Source organism: Agathobacter rectalis ATCC 33656, from assembly GCF_000020605.1.
In the GTDB taxonomy this organism is placed as follows: domain Bacteria; phylum Bacillota; class Clostridia; order Lachnospirales; family Lachnospiraceae; genus Roseburia; species Roseburia rectalis.
Genome location: NC_012781.1, coordinates 972,528 through 989,890 on the forward strand (window position 1 = coordinate 972,528; position 17,363 = coordinate 989,890).

The window sequence follows — 17,363 nt, forward strand, 5'->3', positions numbered from 1 at the left end:
ATTATTACGATATTTTACAGACCAAATAAGTCACTATGTGTACCTGTGCGTGCAAGTGTTAGTACTAAAACTTCGTTGTCAAAATAGTACACAAGTAGCCAATCAGGTTGTATATGGCATTCTCTGTGACCACTCCAGTTGCCGGAGAGAGGATGGTCCTTATATTTAGTATCAAGGATTTCTCCATTTGCAATTTTTGAAACAATATCTTTTAAAAGAGTGATATCAAGACCACGACGTTTTGCTAGTTTATAATCTTTTTTAAATTGTGTTGTGTATTTAATTTCATATTTACTCATACATCAAGGTCTGCAAAAAGCTCATCCACATTTTTATAACCATCAATAGTTGAGTCTTTTGCAATCCTTTCTGCCTCAAGCATAGCTGAAACTGTCTCTTTGTTTGGAGAACCTTCTGTTATTTTAAATGGGATACCTCGTTCTCGTAAAGATTGACGAACAAAAATGTTGAATGCAGTGCTGATATTCATACCTAATTCTTCATATAAGGCTTCAGCAGCAGCTTTTAAATTGCTATCCATGCGAATGCTGATATTACTTGTTGTTGTTTTAGCCATGATAAAGTTCCTCCCTTAGATTATTTATATTTATTATATGATGTTTGCACGAAAAAAACAATATATCGCACGAAAAATATTAATTTAATTACATGCGTGTATTTTGTGTATAAAATCAAAATAAATGGAAATTATATACATATGAATATTAATCGAAGGGAGCATGAAGATGCCGGAGCATACTGATACCCCAAAAGAAAAAATTCTCGTGTATATACGCGCAGAAAAGCAGAAAACACTTCACCGCAGGCAGGTCTGCATCAATGACATAGCAAGTGTGTATTGTAAATATTCACGCTATGAGGGACAGATAAAGGGAATAATCGTGGATAAGATACGCGGTAAAAAGAGCGTGATATCTGTAATGAAAATAATAGAGCAAATCACGGAAATCTATGATGATGCACAGGTTATAAGCATTGGTGAGCCGGAGGTACTTGTAGAGTATGACGACAACAGCAAAAATAAGATTCTTGAAGCACTAAAGGTTGCAGCGGTGTGTATACTTATATTTTTTGGTTCAGCTTTTACAATCATGGCTTTCAATAATGATATTTCGATATCAGGTGTGTTTGAACATTTCTACAAGCAGATAATGGGAGTGGAAAAGCCACAGGTATCGGTGCTTGAGGTGTTTTACTGCATTGGTCTGGCGGTCGGAATCATACTGTTTTTTAATCATATCGGAAAGCGTAAGCTATCCGACGATGTCACACCGATTCAGGTGGAGATGGATAAGCATAATAAAGATACGTGGAACACAATAATAGACAAGGTAAAGGAAAAGCAGGATGTTTGAATATATATTGCGTGAAATATTTTTGTCAGTGATAGCGTTTTTAGCAGGGGCAGGAGTGTCAGCCGGTGTATTTGCATTCGTGCTCGTGATAGGAGTGGTGCCGCGCATACTTCGGTGCAGCAGGATAGAAAATATAATACTTATAGAAAATGTCATGATATGTGGTGTGGTGGCAGGTAATATATCATCAGTGCTTGATACGGCATATAATCTGGGCTTTGCAAATATGCCCAAAGTACCTGTAAGCAATATCTGTGGGAATATAATTATTGCAATATATGGATTGTGTGTCGGCATATTTGTCGGCTGTATTGCAGTTGCACTCGCAGAAATACTGCACACATTCCCTATTATATATAAGCGCATGAAGCTTCGCGCCGGTCTTGGGATTATAGTGATTTCTATGGCTATTGGAAAGGCACTGGGAGCACTTTATTATTTCCTGACGGGATTTGTTGCCACTTCATAGGACTCTCTTAAGTTATCTTTAGCTATATCATGTTATACTCTTGAAACAAAAAGCAAATAGGGTATAATGGAAATAACTTGGACTTAGAGGTATTCCAGCTAACTCGGAAAGGAAATAATATGATTACATCAATAGCCAGACAAAGCATCATACTCAAATGCTTACGCCAAAAATCAGTGCTTGTAAGTAACTACGAGCTGTATTATACCGCAGGTCTTGCGAAGAAGTGCTTTGGAATCGCAGTCGATGCCGACATGGAGCCAAAGCAGCTTCTTGAGGAATTGCAAAAACACATTGATAAGGTCTCGCCGGCAGATGAGCAGGAGAAGTATCTCATACATCTTCTTGGCAACTATGAGCCTGATGATACTCATGATGAACAGACTGTGGAGCTGTTTCACATGGGAGAGACCGAGGAGCATATATGGCAGGTCTCAATTACATAACAGCATCCTTTAGAGAAGAAATAAAGACATGGGAAGAACATCACCAGCAGTCTAAATGCCGCCGTAGAGCTTGCTCTGCGGCGGCATTTTCGTATTCCGGGTCATATTTGAAGCAGTATAGAGGCCTGTCTGGTATCTCTAACCCATTGTAACCTCGACTGTAACATCGTGTCCGGTTCCGTTAATAGCCGGAATCATATTGCCATCAATAGTAGCGCCATCCACGATGAGCTTTGTCACACCCTTTTGTACGTGGGCAGGATTTCTGACCGTAATGTGGTAAGTATTGCCACGGAACTTACGCTTAGCTGTAAAGCCGTCCATAGTGTCAGGAATACAAGGATCTATGATGAGACCATCATAGTCAGGACGTATACCGAGGATGTACTGTGAGACATCAAGGAAGGTCCATGCAGCAGTCCCTGTCAGCCAGCTGTTCTTTGCTTCACCAAAGTTAGGCGCGTCTTTTCCGGCAATCATCTGGCTGTATACATAAGGCTCGGTGCGATGAATCTCGCTGATATCCTCAATGTATGCAGGACAGGTTCGGGTGTATACCTGCCATGCTCTGTTTCCACGGCCGATAACAGTCTCAGCTATAGAAATCCAAGGATTGTTGTGGCAGAAGATGCCGGCATTCTCCTTGTATCCCGGTGGATAAGAAGAGATTTCACCAAGCTCCACATGATATCTGTGGTAAGGCGGCTGCAAGAGCACGATGCCATATTTAGTATCAAGATATTTCTCAACAGACTGCATTGCCTTAAGGCAGAGTCCTTCATCCTTTCCGATTTCAGCGATAACACAAAAGCCCTGTGGCTCAATAAAGATTTTTCCATCCTCACATTCCTTGGAACCAATCTTGTGCTTATAGTGGTCGTAAGCACGAAGATACCACTCGCCATCCCAGCCGGCATCCATGACGGTCTTTTCCATCTGTTCAATAGCCTTTTGGGCTGTATCAGCCTCGTCGCAAAGTCCCTTGTGTCTGCAGATTTTTACATAGTCTTTTCCATATTTTACAAACATGCCTGCGATAAAAACAGATTCGGCATTAGGTCCTTCAGATGGTCCAAAGGTCTGGAAGGACTCACCAGGCTCCTCGGAGAAGCAGTTTAAGTTCAGACAATCGTTCCAGTCAGCACGTCCAATCTGTGGCAGACCATGAGGTCCGAGATGATTGATTGTATAGTTGAAGGAGCGGCGCAGATGCTCCATAAAGTCAGTTGCCTTTGAAGGATCGCTGTCATATGGTGTTGACTCGTCAAGAATAGAGTAGTCGCCTGTCTCCTTGATGTAAGCAGCGGCAGCAGCGATAAGCCACAGAGGGTCATCGTTGAAGCCTGAGCCTATGTCGGCATTGCCCTTTTTGGTGAGAGGCTGGTACTGGTGGTAAGCAGAGCCATCCTCAAACTGTGTGGCTGCAATGTCGAGTATTCTCTCCCTGGCTCTGTCAGGAATCAGATGCACGAAGCCAAGCAGATCCTGACAGGAATCCCTAAAGCCCATGCCTCGTCCGATGCCTGATTCAAAATAAGAAGCAGAGCGGCTCATGTTAAAGGTAACCATGCACTGATACTGATGCCATACATTTACCATGCGGTCAAGCTTTTCCTCCGATGAAGAGATACTAAAGTGACCAAGCAGCTTATCCCAGTAAGCCTTAAGCTCTGCTAAAGCAGCGTCGGCTTTTTCGGTGGTGTCAAATCTTGCAAGGAGTGCATCGGCAGGAGCTCGGTTTATGATTCCATCCTCAGCGCGTCCAACCCATTTTTCGTTCACAGGGTTTTCTACATATCCAAGTACAAATATATATGTTTTTTCTTCGCCCGGCTCAAGAGCTACCTTCAGGTGATGAGAGCCGACAGGAGCCCAGCCGCTTGCAACAGAGTTCTTAGACTGATCATTTACTACAACGGAAGGCGCGCTGTTTTCGCCGTAGGCACCTAAGAATGAATCCCTGTCTGTGTCAAATCCGTCAACAGAGGCATTTACAGCATATACAGCATAGTGATTGCGGCGTTCTCTGTATTCTGTCTTGTGGAAGAGCTGAGAGCCACCGACGTGAATCTCAACCTCTCCGGTAGAGAAGTTACGCTGGAAGTTGGTCATGTCATCCATGGCATTCCACAGACAGAACTCTACATATGAGAAAACCGAAAAGTCTTTTTTCTTATCAGATGTGTTTTTTAATGTGAGCTTATTGATCTCGCAGGTAGAGCCCATAGGAACAAAGTCGGTAAGCTGAGCCATTAAGCCGTTTTTTACTCCTGTGAAAACAGAATAGCCCATGCCATGACGGCATTCGTATGAGTCAAGCTCGGTCTTAGAAGGCATCCAGCCCGGATTCCAGATTGTGTCGCCATCCTTTATATAGTAGTAGTGTCCGTTGCTGTCGTATGGCACGTTGTTGTAGCGGTATCTGGTGAGACGCAGAAGCTTTGCATCCTTATAGAAGCTGTAGCCACCGCAGGTATTTGATACCAGAGAAAAGAAATTCTCACATCCGAGGTAGTTGATCCATGGTAACGGAGTCCTTGGAGAGGTGATGACGTACTCTTTGTTTTGATCATCGAAGTGTCCAAATTTCATATATAAAATCTCCTTTTTTATTAAATATACGCAAACGTTTAAGCTGTTTATATATAGAAGTATATAATGCGAATATCTAAAAATCAAGCATAAAACAATAAAAAATAATGCTTTTATGACATATATACAAAGAAAACTGCATATTATAGTTAAAAATGCTGATGAGATAATATCGCTTAAGTAATTATAATTGTATAATAATTAAGATCAAAGGCGTAATAGTTTTAAATACATAACATAACACTATACAAAATGCATAATAAAAGATAATAAAAAGTGTTAAAAATGTTGAAAATGTAAATTAGGGGTTGCAATAATAATGAATTGTGGTATAGTGAAGATACGAAAACGATTAAGAAACCAATTCGAAATGAGGAAACGATATGGTATCACTGAAAGACATAGCACAAAGATGTGGTGTTTCGACAGCGACAGTAAGCAAGGCATTACATGACCAGAAGGATATTGGCGCTGAGACCAAAAACAGAATAAAGAAGATAGCTAAGGAAATGGGATATCTTCCTAATGCTGCGGCCAGAGTTCTTAAGACAAACGAGTCGAACAACATCGGAGTACTGTATTTCGATGAGGCGGCGATGGGGCTTACGCATGAGTATTTTGCCGGAGTGCTAAACGGAATCAAGGCACAGGCTGAGATGCTTGGATATGATATTACATTTATCAATACAAGTCCGGTCGGAAAAAAATTATCATACCTGGAGCACTGTAAGTACAGAAATTTCGATGGAGTCGTAATCGTATGTGCAAGGTTTCAGGACAATGAGGTGCAGGAACTGATGAGCAGCGACATACCGGTGGTCACAATTGACTACGTACACTATAGCTGTTCGGCAGTAAGTTCCAACAATGTAAAGTGTATGGGCGAGCTGCTTGATTACATAATAAGCATGGGACATAAGAAAATCGCTTACATACATGGACAGGATTTTTCGAGTGTTACACGTGACAGGCTGGCAGCATATTACAGGGCACTTGAGAAGCATGGAATAGATATTCCTGAGGAGTATGTCAGGGAAGCAAGGTATCTGGAAACAGAGGATGTTGCAAATCAGACAGAATATTTACTCGATTTACCTGACAAACCTACATGTATCATCTATCCGGATGACACGGCGGCAATCGGAGGCATCAATGTTATAAGAAGCAGAGGGCTTAGGATTCCGGAGGATATATCAATAGCAGGATACGATGGTACAAGAGTTTCACAGATGCTAAGCCCGAAGCTCACCACTATCAGACAGGACACTGACAAGATAGGCAGGGAGGCAGCGGACAGGTTGATAAGCATCATTAAAAAGCCTAAAACAGCACTTGTGGAGAGAGCTGTTGTTGAAGGAATTTTGCTGGAGGGGGAATCCGTAGGCAGAATTTAATATATTTTACTACTTTTTTACTAACATTTACTAACAGGTTTAAACCTGAAGCGAGAAGGAGGATTTTTCTATGAAAAAGAAACTCGTAAGCGCATTACTTTGCGCAACAATGGCAGCATCATTACTGGCAGGCTGTGGCAGCGGAGATACATCCGACACAGGAAGCTCTGGCAAGAAAGGCGATGCAAAAACTGAAGTGACAAACGATGGCAAGATTCTCAATATCTATTGCTGGAATGATGAATTCCAGAGCCGTATCACAGACCACTATCCTGATTACAAGAAGGTGGATGCAACACATGGCAAAATCGGAGATATTGATGTAGTCTGGAATATCACACCTAGTGAGAACAATGCGTACCAGAACAACCTTGATGAGACACTTTTGAAGCAGGCTGATGCATCGGCAGATGACAAGATTGACCTCTTCCTGGTAGAGGCTGATTACGCACCTAAGTATGTAGATTCTGATTACACAATGCCAATCAAGGATCTGGGAATCACAGACAGCGATATCTCTAAGCAGTATAAGTACACACAGGATGTCGTTACTGATTCTGAGGGCAACCTGAAGGGTCTTTCATGGCAGGGATGCCCGGGTGTTCTCTTCTACAACAGAGCAGCAGCAAAAGAGGTACTTGGAACAGATGATCCGGATGAGGTTCAGAAGTCAGTATCTGACTGGGATGCCTTCAATGCTACAGCTGAGAAGATGAAAGCAGCAGGCTACAAGATGACATCTACAGCAAACGATACATACCGTGTATACTCTAACAACGTTTCTAAGAAATGGGTCAGCGATGACAAGAAAATCCAGATTGATGACAACATCATGAAGTGGGTTGATGATTCTAAGAAGCTTGTAGACGCAGGCGAGACGGGAACAGCAGATCTATGGTCAGATGACTGGAAGAAGGGCTTCTATCCTGAAGGAAAAGTATTCTCATACTTTGGACCTGCATGGTTAGTAAACTTCTCAATGGCAGCAGATGAGTCCGGTTCTATCGGAAACCAGGGCGGCTGGGGTGCAGCTCAGGGACCACAGGGCTTCTTCTGGGGCGGCACATGGATCTGTGCAGCAGCGGGAACAGACAATGCTGACCTTGTAAAGGACATCATGCTCAAGATGACAACAGACGATGATATCATGAAGGATATCGTTGTAAAGGATGACGATTTCGTAAACAACAGCACAGTTATGGATGGTCTTGCAGACGGAACAATCATGGGCAAGGACGACAAGCCTTACACAAGTACAATACTTGGTGGACAGAATCCATTACCAATGTATATAGCCGGTGTTAAGACTCTCGATTTAAGCAACCTTTCAGCTTATGACCAGGGCTGCAACGAGGAGTTCCAGAAGGCTATGAAGGATTACTTCGAAGGAAACTGCGATAAGGATACAGCTATTGAGACCTTCAAGAAGGCAGTTATTGAGAAATATCCTGACATCTCAGAATAAGATAGTTTTTGAATTGACTATAGGGCTAACAATATAAAATAATAAATACCCTGTCTGCCTTGCGTAAGCAGGCAGGCGGGGTAATATTTTTAAAATCAATAAAATCAGTTAACAGCATTACATAACCATTGACTACAATACCAGTTGGGAGGTAGGTATTATGAGAAAGAGTGGAGGTAAAGCGGTCAGATATAACAAATGGGGCTATATCTTTCTGATTCCGTTTATCGTTGTATACGTAGTATTTCAGCTGGTACCGTTAATCACTACCATTTACAACAGTTTTTTTGAAAATTATATGTCGGGTCTTACACAGGTAGGCCCAAACTTTGTTGGATTTGAAAACTATGAAAAATTGTTCACATCCGGTGATATCTGGCAGTATTTTAAGAACACAATGGTTCTTTGGATCATGTGCTTCATACCGCAGATATTCTTATCACTGCTCCTTGGAGCATGGTTTTCGGATGTCAGCCTAAAGCTCAAGGGAACAAGATTTTTTAAAACAGTTATATATCTGCCAAATCTGATTATGGCTTCAGCATTTTCACTGTTATTCTTTACATTGTTTGCTGATGGGGGACCGATAAACAATCTGCTTATACAGATAGGCTTCATCTCAGAGCCGTACAAGTTCCTGTCGCATGTTGGCAGTACAAGAGGACTCATCGCTTTGATGAACTGTCTGATGTGGTTTGGTAATACAACCATCCTGCTTATGGCAGGTATGCTTGGAATCGATACATCACTTTTTGAGGCAGCAGAGGTGGACGGAGCAACATCCACACAGGTGTTCTTTAAGATAACACTTCCGCTCCTTAGACCGATACTGATATATGTAATCATTACATCACTTATCGGTGGCTTACAGCTCTTTGATGTACCACAGATTTTGACAAACGGAACCGGTAATCCGGTCAGATCGAGCATGACACTTATCATGTACTTAAACAAACGTCTGTACAGTAAGGATTATGGAATGTCCGGTGCACTGTCAGTTATACTGTTTATCATCACAGCAATACTTAGTGTGGCGGTATTCAAGCTAAGCGGCAACGATGATAAGAGAAAGGAGTAGGTCGATATGGCAGCAAATGTAAACAAAAAAAAGAAAGGTATGGGAATCCATGCCAGACGTGCATTAGCATATATCGTGCTTGTGATAATCTCTTTCTTCTGTCTGTTCTGGTTCTACGTAATGATAATAAATGCAACCAGATCAAACGGAGAGCTTCAGTCAGGATTTACGGCAATTCCGAGTACGCACCTGCTTGACAACTGGAATTCACTCTTACATGACACACTTCCGGTCATAAGAGGTATGTTTAACAGCCTTTTTGTAGCAGCCTGCAGTGCAGTACTGTGTGTATATTTTTCGACAATGACAGCATATGCCATACATGCATATGAGTTCAAGGCAAAGAAATTCATTTCCACCTTTATACTTATGGTTATGATGATTCCTACACAGGTTACAGCTCTTGGATTTGTTAAATTGGTAACAGGCATGGGACTGATGGATTCGTTTATTCCACTTATAGTTCCGACAATTGCTTCACCTGTCACATATTTTTACATGAAGCAGTATATGGAGAGCTCACTTCCATTGTCTCTGATTGAGGCAGCGAGAATTGACGGCTCCGGAGAGTTTAGGACGTTTAATCATATCGTGCTTCCGCTGATGAAGCCGGCAATAGCAGTACAGGCAATTTTCTCCTTTGTAAGCAGCTGGAACAATTACTTCACTCCGGCACTTATATTACACGAAAACAATAAGAAGACACTTCCAATCCTGTTAGCACAGCTTAGAAGTGCAGACTTCTTGAAGTTTGATATGGGAAAGGTATACATGATGATTACATTCTCTATCCTTCCTGTAATAGTGGTTTACCTTATTCTTTCAAAGCACATCGTAGGTGGTGTTGCCATGGGAAGTGTGAAGGGCTGATACAGACCATTGATTAAAACAATTTTCTCTTTATATTTTTTCCCTTCATCTAAAAAGGACCGCTCACCCGGGCGGTCCTTTTTTACGAGCAAAATGGCAGGCTTTTTCTCCCGCCCTCTTGACAGAATACGTTATACTATAAGTATGAACGATAAGAAACAAGGAATAATATATATCATAATGGCAGGATTCTTTTTTGCCCTGATGACATTTTTTGTGAGGATGTCGGGAGATTTGCCGACCATGCAGAAGGCTTTTTTCAGGAATGCGGTAGCAGCAGTAGCGGCTGTTATCTTACTGGCAAAAAGTGATGAAGGCTTCAAAATAAAAAAGGATAGCTGGAAGGGCCTTTTTCTGCGAAGCTTCTTTGGAACAACAGGGCTTATATGCAATTTCTATGCAGTTGACCATCTGGCCATCGCAGATGCCAATATTCTAAACAAATTGTCACCGTTTTTTGCCATAATCATGTCATATTTTGTGCTTAAGGAGAAAGCAAACAAGACAGAGTGGCTGTGCGTGGTAACGGCGTTTATAGGTGCTGTTTTTGTGGTGAAACCATCTATGAATGTGCAGTTTTTTAATGCCATGATTGGTGTAATAGGAGGTTTTGGCGCAGGTGTAGCGTATACATTTGTGCGAAAGCTCGGTAAGCAGGGAGAGAGAGGACCTGTGATAGTCATGTGCTTTTCGGTATTTTCATGTATAGTGACGGCTCCGTTTCTGCTTGTCGGAGCAAAGCCTATGAGTGTATATCAGATTGTCATGCTGCTTTTGGCAGGAGCTGCAGCTACAGGGGGACAGCTTTCAATCACAAAGGCATACACCAAGGCACCTGCAAAGGAGATATCGGTGTTCGACTATTCGCAGGTTATCTTTGCTGCCTTGCTGGGATTTGTCTTTTTGCAACAGATACCGGACTATCTAAGTGTGATAGGATATGTTATAATAATTGGCAGTGCAATTTTTAAATGGAACTATAATCTCAGATACGAGGAAAAAGTATGAACTACGCAGGAATAAAATATTGTGACATAGCAAACGGACTGGGCTGCCGCACGGTGCTTTTTGTATCAGGCTGCAGAAATCACTGTAAGGGCTGTTTTCAGCCGCAGACATGGGAATTTGACTATGGAGAGCCGTTTGATGAACAGATACAAAACGAGATACTCGACTCGCTTAAGCCTGCCTATGTGCAGGGAATTACCCTTTTAGGCGGTGATCCTTTTGAGGAGGAGAATCAGGAGGCACTTGTGCCGTTTATGAGAAGAGTTAAGGAGCGCTATTCCAATAAGGATGTGTGGGCTTACACAGGCTATCTGTACGAAGAACTGTTAGAAAACGGACGCAAGCACACAGAGTATACGGATGAGCTTTTATCTATGATAGATGTTCTGGTAGATGGTCCGTTTATAGAGGAACAGAAGGATATCACGCTCAAATTCAAAGGCTCTGCAAACCAGCGTGTGATAGACATGGAGAAGACAAGAGCAACAGGAGAAGTGTCTATACTGGAATTTACGAAAATATGATTAGAGGATTTGAAATGAAGAAAAAATGCGACAGATTATTAGGAATACTGTGCTATGCGCTTGGAATTTTAGCGGCGCTTTATGTGGGAGGTTATCTTATGCTGATTAAGCCTATTCATGTGATTATCATTGCATTTGGCAATGATATGCTGACACTTCCACTCTTGCTTAAGAGTATCATAAAGATAGCATTTTCTACGACATTTGCAGGGCTTGTGTGGTGCATCGGATACATAGGCTACAACTTTTTTAAGGGAAATGAGGACCCTGACTGGGCGGCTATAGAAGCGCGCTTCAGAAATAAGCACAGTGATACAACAAACGAAGATTTACTGAAGGAGAGAGAAGTATGATAGTCCGTGTACCTGATTATTTTTCAGAGTTTAGCTGCATAGCCGGAGACTGCAAGGATAGCTGCTGTCTGGGCTGGGAAATTGATATTGATGAGGATTCATATGAGTATTATCAGACATTGCCCGGAGAGGTCGGAGAGCGTCTGAGAAAGGGCATGTATGAAACGGAGGATGGCGGGCACGGCATCCGTACAAATAATTGCGGGCGCTGCATTATGCTAAATGACAAGAATCTGTGTGATTTATACATAGCAGCTGGCGAGGCATCGCTTAGTGAGGTGTGCACCGATTTCCCAAGGTTTGGCATAGAGTACAGAAACGTGGAGCAGAAGTGCCTGAGCCTTGCGTGCGAGGAGGTCTGCCGTATATTTTTCAGCAAAACAAAGCCTGTTAAGTTTGTAGAGCAGGAGCTTTTTGGCGACAGCGATGATGACCAGGGAGTCACAGAGGAAGAGGCAGCATTTTTTGAGGAGGTGCAGCGCGAGCTGATTGCCATACTCCAGGACAGGACAAAGCCAATCGGAGTACGCGTGGATGAGTACCTTGACAGGGCAAACGAGTACCAGAATAAGCTGAGCCAAAACGATGTTGAAAAGCATATAGACTGGCTTTCGTTTAATGATTTTTCATTTGAGCACTTTGATATCCGCTTCGGTATCATCAATGAGATGGAGCTTTTGCGCCAGGTATGGCAGGATTTCAAGGATGATATGCAGACAGTCCTCACAGAGGATGATTATGAAAAACGCATGAAGGAGTACATGGCTAGCGGCGATTACCGTGAAAACGATATCGAGCAGCTTCTTGTATACTTTACCTTCAGATATATCATGAATGCCATCTATGACTCAAATATCATGGTTTATGCATATTTAAGCGTCATGTTTACCATGATAGTCAGGGATATGAATGCCACTCGCTTCTACAAAAACGGTGGCAGCTTCACCATAGAGGACCAGATGGAGGTGGCAAGGATCTTCTCCAAGGAAGTGGAGCATTCCGAGGAAAATGTGGAGGCCGCCAAGGAAGAAATTATCTGGGGATAGTTGATTTAGAGATTAAATATATAATAAAATAACAATATAATTTTTTAGTTTTTGATTTTAGATTTTTAGTTTTTGGTTTTTAGATTTTAGTTTTCAAAAGAAGCTTGCACAGAAATGTGCAGGCTCTTTTTTGTGAAATAACTAGAGGCTTCCACCATTATGCCATAAGCCTCATATTTTCCGGCTTATGGGCTGAATTTTGGGAGCTGTTTTAAAAGATTTAGTGATTACAGCTCCCCAAGGTCTGCCTACTATGCTATCAATCCCTTGTAAACCATAAATTGGTACCTTGAAAACTTCACACTTTCAAGGTACCAACCATTTTTTATAAGGTGGTTTTGACCCTTAAATCATGTCATATAGACTAAAAAAATAATTCACAAAATTTCAAATGAAAAATTATCTATTATATCTAGGACCTTTAGTACTAAAAAAAATTCGCATATGTTACATAAAAATGAATAAATAGTAAAATTTACCAAAATTTTGTAAAGTAATTCTCTGTTTATCCCAATAGTCGAAAACCAACGAAAATATTATAATATAAGTACGAAAACGTGCGAAAGGGGATTTTCGTACAAACAAAATAAGAAAAGGAGAAGAAATATGAGAAAGTTAAAAGAACGCTTTCACAGGAAACATGGCATATTCCGTCAGGTATTCAGTTTGATACTGGTATTGGCGATGATTATGACTATGATTCCGTCAATCGGAGGAAACTTGGTAAAAGCAGCTTCAACTCCGATGAATGTAACTATTCATTTTATGAAGCCAAGTAATTGGAATTGGACAGAACCGGCGGTACAGTTCTGGGGATACAATTCTATTGAAGTAAGTAATGATGCGAATGGTGGAGAATCAAAAGAGATTCCAGGCTGGGGAGTGTCTGCTTATTTTTTCAGGGAAGGAACTGAAACAAATACAAATGGAGATAAGGATTATTATCTTACAGTGAAATCAGATACTACAGGATTTCAGTTTTTAGATTATAAAAACACAAGTAATTATAAAAATCCTGCTAATGATGCAAAGTTAACACAGTATACAGAAGATACACCAACTGATGTATATTATGTAGCAAAAGACGGAAGCAATTTTGCATATTATCTTGATCCGGAAGGAAATACACCGGTTCCTGATTTACCAGAGACAGAGACAACCTTCCTCTTGGTAGGAACACTTCCTGGAACAGGCTGGGATCAAAATGCAACTCCAAACTTTGCAAAGTCTGAAACAAATGAAAATGAATACAGCATTTCTATTAAAAATGTTCCGGCACAAACTTATGAATATAAGATTCTGGAAGATCCGGCATTAAATGGCTGGGGTAAAGCATGGACAGGCGAAAGTAATGTCCAGCTGGAAGTGAAAGCACCGGCAGATATTACCATGAAGTTGGACAAGACAGATAATGATAAAAAGACAGATATAACAATTAGTTATATTAAAACATTGGATGTGAAAACACCGGCACAGGTAGAAAAAGGAGTAGACATTTCACTTCCGGCAAAAGGAACCTATTATGCGGGTGATACCAAGGGAAGCAAGACTGAAGGTGTAGGTGTAACTTATACTGCTGTTTCAGAAGGTATTACAGTAAGTGGCACAACTCTTAAGGTTCCAACCTCATATAAAGGAACAGATGTAACTATCCGTGCAGCTTATAACGGAGTGAAAAAAGATATTACCATTCCGGTAGTAGATAAAGTTTATACTTATACTATTTACTATCATGATTTCAATGCAAGTCATATGGCAGCAGATGCAAGTTCCCTGTGGATTTGGCAGGATGGCGGAGCTGATGGAGTTCTTTATAATTTTTCTGGAACAGAGCAGTTATCCGATGAAAATACATGGCTTAAAGCTACAGTAAAGCTTCCATATTATAAAAATATTCGTATTATTCCAAAGAACTATGGTGATACATGGTCATGGAAGAGTGAAGAAATTTCATATGACAACACAGCAAAAGATGAAAATGTAACTTTTTACATTACATCAAACAGCAAAGAAGCATACACAACCATTCCAGAGCTTGTAAAACCAAGAGAGCGTTATGTAATGGTAGAATATGACAGACCAGCTGGTGACTATGAAGGCTGGAATATCTTTACATGGAACAGTGGATTTGGAGAAAAGGTTACTGTTAACTTCCAGAAAATGAATGGTAAGATGGTAGCCAAGATTCCAGTAAAAGATACTACAGCAGATATGATGTTATCTTTCTGTATGAGAAGAAGCACAGCAGATGATGAATGGGCTGATAAAGATGGTGGAGACCATTATGTAAGTGTACCGGCAAATCAGAATGTTGTAAAAGCAAAATTCGTACAGGGTGAGGGAATCACAGAGGTTCTTCCATCAAATATTGGATGTGTGTTGGATGGTGAGAATGGAAAGATTCATTTCTATTATAGAGATGATGAGATGATTGCTGCTGATAATACACAGAAATCTATTGCAGATAAGGTAAGCGTTACAATAAATGGCGTAAAGCATGCAATGACTTATGATGCTGCAAATGAGAGATTTAGCTATGACTTAACTAACATCACAACAGGAGACTACTGTTACTATTATACAGTAGATGGAGTAGAGAAGCTTGACGCATATAATGCGGAGACAAAAGATTATGATGGAAAGACATGCAGCTATCGTTTCTATAAGAAGTTTGATGCAGCTATTACAGCAGAATTATCTAAGTCCTCTATGGATTACAATGACAATAACGTATTGACAATAAAGACAAATCCTGCTGAAGGTGCAGATATGTCTGGATTTGAAGTAGCTACAGCAACGGTAGATTTAAGCGCACTTGGCTTAAGTAGTACTTATGCAATTGACCCAGAATTAATGGAAGCAACAATTTCATGTCTTGATACTACAACTACTGGAGATAAGACCCTTCCAGTAACTGTAAAGGATATATACGGAAATGTATATAGAACAAGCACAAATGTTACAGTAACAGAGAGAGACAAGAAGGATGGAGATTTCGACTGGGATGAGGCAGTAATTTACTTTGCCGTAACTGACCGTTTCTTCGATGGAGATAAAAGCAACAATGATGCTTATGGAGTAGGAGACTACGATACAAGCGATAAGGGTGGTTCAAGCTATCATGGTGGAGACTTTGCCGGATTAAATGAGAAACTGGATTACCTGAAGGATTTAGGTGTAAATACCATCTGGATTACACCAATAGTAGAGAATATCACAGATGACCAGCCTGACGCAGAGACAGGTATGCATACGTATGGATATCATGGTTACTGGGCTAGTGATTTCACAAAGCTCAATAAACATCTTGGAACAGAGGAAGAGTTTGCAGCACTTATTGAAGCTGCCCACAGCCGTGGAATGAAGCTTATGGTTGATGTGGTATTAAACCATGCAGGCTATGGCACAGAGAACTACTTCAATAACATTCTTAAAGATGAAGATGGAAACACAATCAAGATGCTTCGTGACAGCAGCAATACTGTTTCAGGAGATGACAAGCAAGATGCACTTTCAGACCTTCCGGACTTCGTAACTGAGGATGCAGAAGTAAGAAATCAGTTGATTAAGTGGCAGACAGACTGGATGGAAAAATATAAAATTGACTATTATCGTGTAGATACTGTAAAGCATGTTGATTCTACTACATGGTCAGCTTTTAAGAACTCTCTTACAATAGTAAATCCAGACTTCAAGATGATCGGAGAGTACTCTGGAGCCGGATATGCTAATACAGCTGGAGAGCTTGGAACAGGAAGTATGGATGCACTCCTTGACTTCGATTTCAACGATTTTGCAAAGGATTTTGTAGGCGGAAAGATTTCTACAGTTGAAAATTCATTGTTAAAGCGTAATGCGGCATTAAACAATACAGCAACAATGGGTAATTTCTTAAACAACCATGATGATGATACGCTTCAGGAGCTGCTTGTAAAAAAGAGTGGATTCTCAGAGGAAGAGGCTTATAACCTGATGAAGGTAGCAGCTACTCTTCAGATTACAGCCAAGGGACAGCCGATTATTTACTATGGAGATGAGCTTGGTCAGGCAGGAGCTAATGACTGGCCATACCAGACAAATCGTCGTGACTTTGATTGGAAAGAGTTAGAAGCACAGAAGGCAGACAGCAATAGTATTTACAATCATTACAAGACCATGCTTTCAATCCGTAACGCATATACAGATGTATTCGCAAGAGGAAGCAGGACATCAGTCCTTTCATCAGATGAAGGTGGCTATGATGTAATCGCAAGAAGCTATGGTGATACTACATTATATGTAGGAATGAATATCAATGAAAAAGCCACTGAGGTTACTATTCCAGTAAGCGCAGAGGCAGGAAGCAAGATGGAGAATCTTTATGATGGAAACGAGTATACTGTATCAGCAGACAAGACTGTAACAGTAAGCATTCCAGCAGCAAAGGATGGTGGAACAGTTATTCTTACTGAGGTGAAGAAAACAGTAGATCCAACACCGGCAGACCCGGGCAAGAAAGATCCAACACCAGCACCAGCAAAGAAAGATCCAACACCAGCACCAGCAAAGAAAGATGGAGTTATTTCCGTAACAGATAAGGCAGCTATTGAAACCAAAAAAGCAGCTCCAAAGAGTGGCGATGACAATGAAGCAGCTACATATGTATGCTTACTTGGACTCGCAATGGTTGCAATCACAGCAGCTACATATCGCAAGAAAAAAGCTTGCAAATAAAACAGCTTTTAAACTAAACATTTTATAAA

The 17,363-nt window shown here is 41.0% G+C and carries 15 protein-coding genes; 12 read left to right on the top strand and 3 right to left on the bottom strand.

From position 1 onward, the window contains the following. Positions 1-14: 14 nt before the first annotated feature. Entirely contained in the window at positions 15-299 is a 285-nt protein-coding gene (locus EUBREC_RS04760) for a type II toxin-antitoxin system YafQ family toxin (protein WP_012741929.1), read from the bottom strand. Continuing rightward, entirely contained in the window at positions 296-577 is a 282-nt protein-coding gene (locus tag EUBREC_RS04765) for a type II toxin-antitoxin system RelB/DinJ family antitoxin (RefSeq protein WP_012741930.1), read from the bottom strand. Before EUBREC_RS04765 ends, EUBREC_RS04760 begins: the two co-directional genes overlap by 4 nt. A gap of 163 nt (positions 578-740) precedes the next feature. Between EUBREC_RS04765 and EUBREC_RS04770 the strand changes: the two genes are divergently transcribed. The 3 genes from EUBREC_RS04770 to EUBREC_RS04780 all read left to right on the top strand — a co-directional run bounded on the left by EUBREC_RS04770 (position 741) and on the right by EUBREC_RS04780 (position 2,291). Further along, positions 741-1,376, top strand: a complete 636-nt coding sequence (locus EUBREC_RS04770) for a stage V sporulation protein AA (RefSeq protein ID WP_012741931.1) — start codon at positions 741-743, stop codon at positions 1,374-1,376. Beyond that, positions 1,369-1,845 (top strand): stage V sporulation protein AB, encoded by a 477-nt coding sequence (locus EUBREC_RS04775; protein ID WP_012741932.1) that lies wholly within the window; start codon positions 1,369-1,371, stop codon positions 1,843-1,845. Before EUBREC_RS04770 ends, EUBREC_RS04775 begins: the two co-directional genes overlap by 8 nt. A gap of 119 nt (positions 1,846-1,964) precedes the next feature. Next, the gene (locus EUBREC_RS04780; protein WP_012741933.1) at positions 1,965-2,291 is read left to right on the top strand and encodes a DUF3837 domain-containing protein; all 327 of its coding nucleotides are present in this window, start codon (positions 1,965-1,967) and stop codon (positions 2,289-2,291) included. Positions 2,292-2,429: 138 nt separating this feature from the next. Here the strand turns inward: EUBREC_RS04780 and EUBREC_RS04785 are convergent, their stop codons facing one another. Beyond that, positions 2,430-4,883: a glycoside hydrolase family 94 protein gene (locus EUBREC_RS04785; RefSeq protein WP_012741935.1), complete on the bottom strand. Its 2,454-nt coding sequence runs from the start codon at positions 4,881-4,883 to the stop codon at positions 2,430-2,432. Positions 4,884-5,266: 383 nt separating this feature from the next. Here EUBREC_RS04785 and EUBREC_RS04790 point away from each other — a divergent pair, with 383 nt between their 5' ends. The 9 genes from EUBREC_RS04790 (at position 5,267) to EUBREC_RS04830 (ending at position 17,334) form a co-directional block, all read left to right on the top strand. Beyond that, the gene (locus tag EUBREC_RS04790) at positions 5,267-6,277 is read left to right on the top strand and encodes a LacI family DNA-binding transcriptional regulator (protein ID WP_012741936.1); all 1,011 of its coding nucleotides are present in this window, start codon (positions 5,267-5,269) and stop codon (positions 6,275-6,277) included. 70 nt (positions 6,278-6,347) lie between these two features. After that, the gene (locus EUBREC_RS04795) at positions 6,348-7,742 is read left to right on the top strand and encodes an ABC transporter substrate-binding protein (protein ID WP_012741937.1); all 1,395 of its coding nucleotides are present in this window, start codon (positions 6,348-6,350) and stop codon (positions 7,740-7,742) included. 160 nt (positions 7,743-7,902) lie between these two features. Continuing rightward, positions 7,903-8,820 (top strand): carbohydrate ABC transporter permease, encoded by a 918-nt coding sequence (locus tag EUBREC_RS04800; protein ID WP_012741938.1) that lies wholly within the window; start codon positions 7,903-7,905, stop codon positions 8,818-8,820. A 6-nt stretch (positions 8,821-8,826) separates the two neighbouring features. Continuing rightward, positions 8,827-9,690 (top strand): carbohydrate ABC transporter permease, encoded by an 864-nt coding sequence (locus EUBREC_RS04805; protein WP_012741939.1) that lies wholly within the window; start codon positions 8,827-8,829, stop codon positions 9,688-9,690. Between the two features lie 180 nt (positions 9,691-9,870). Further along, positions 9,871-10,698 (top strand): DMT family transporter, encoded by an 828-nt coding sequence (locus EUBREC_RS04810; RefSeq protein ID WP_416385909.1) that lies wholly within the window; start codon positions 9,871-9,873, stop codon positions 10,696-10,698. Continuing rightward, positions 10,695-11,222: an anaerobic ribonucleoside-triphosphate reductase activating protein gene (gene nrdG, locus EUBREC_RS04815; protein ID WP_012741941.1), complete on the top strand. Its 528-nt coding sequence runs from the start codon at positions 10,695-10,697 to the stop codon at positions 11,220-11,222. Before EUBREC_RS04810 ends, nrdG begins: the two co-directional genes overlap by 4 nt. A 14-nt stretch (positions 11,223-11,236) precedes the next feature. Next, positions 11,237-11,575 (top strand): hypothetical protein, encoded by a 339-nt coding sequence (locus EUBREC_RS04820; RefSeq protein ID WP_041254483.1) that lies wholly within the window; start codon positions 11,237-11,239, stop codon positions 11,573-11,575. Then, positions 11,572-12,621, top strand: coding sequence for a flagellin lysine-N-methylase (gene fliB / locus EUBREC_RS04825; RefSeq protein WP_012741943.1), 1,050 nt, complete (start codon positions 11,572-11,574; stop codon positions 12,619-12,621). The genes EUBREC_RS04820 and fliB overlap by 4 nt, the downstream gene beginning before the upstream one ends. 606 nt (positions 12,622-13,227) lie before the next feature. Continuing rightward, complete coding sequence (locus EUBREC_RS04830; RefSeq protein WP_012741944.1) at positions 13,228-17,334, top strand: alpha-amylase family glycosyl hydrolase; 4,107 nt, start codon at positions 13,228-13,230, stop codon at positions 17,332-17,334. Positions 17,335-17,363: the final 29 nt, after the last annotated feature.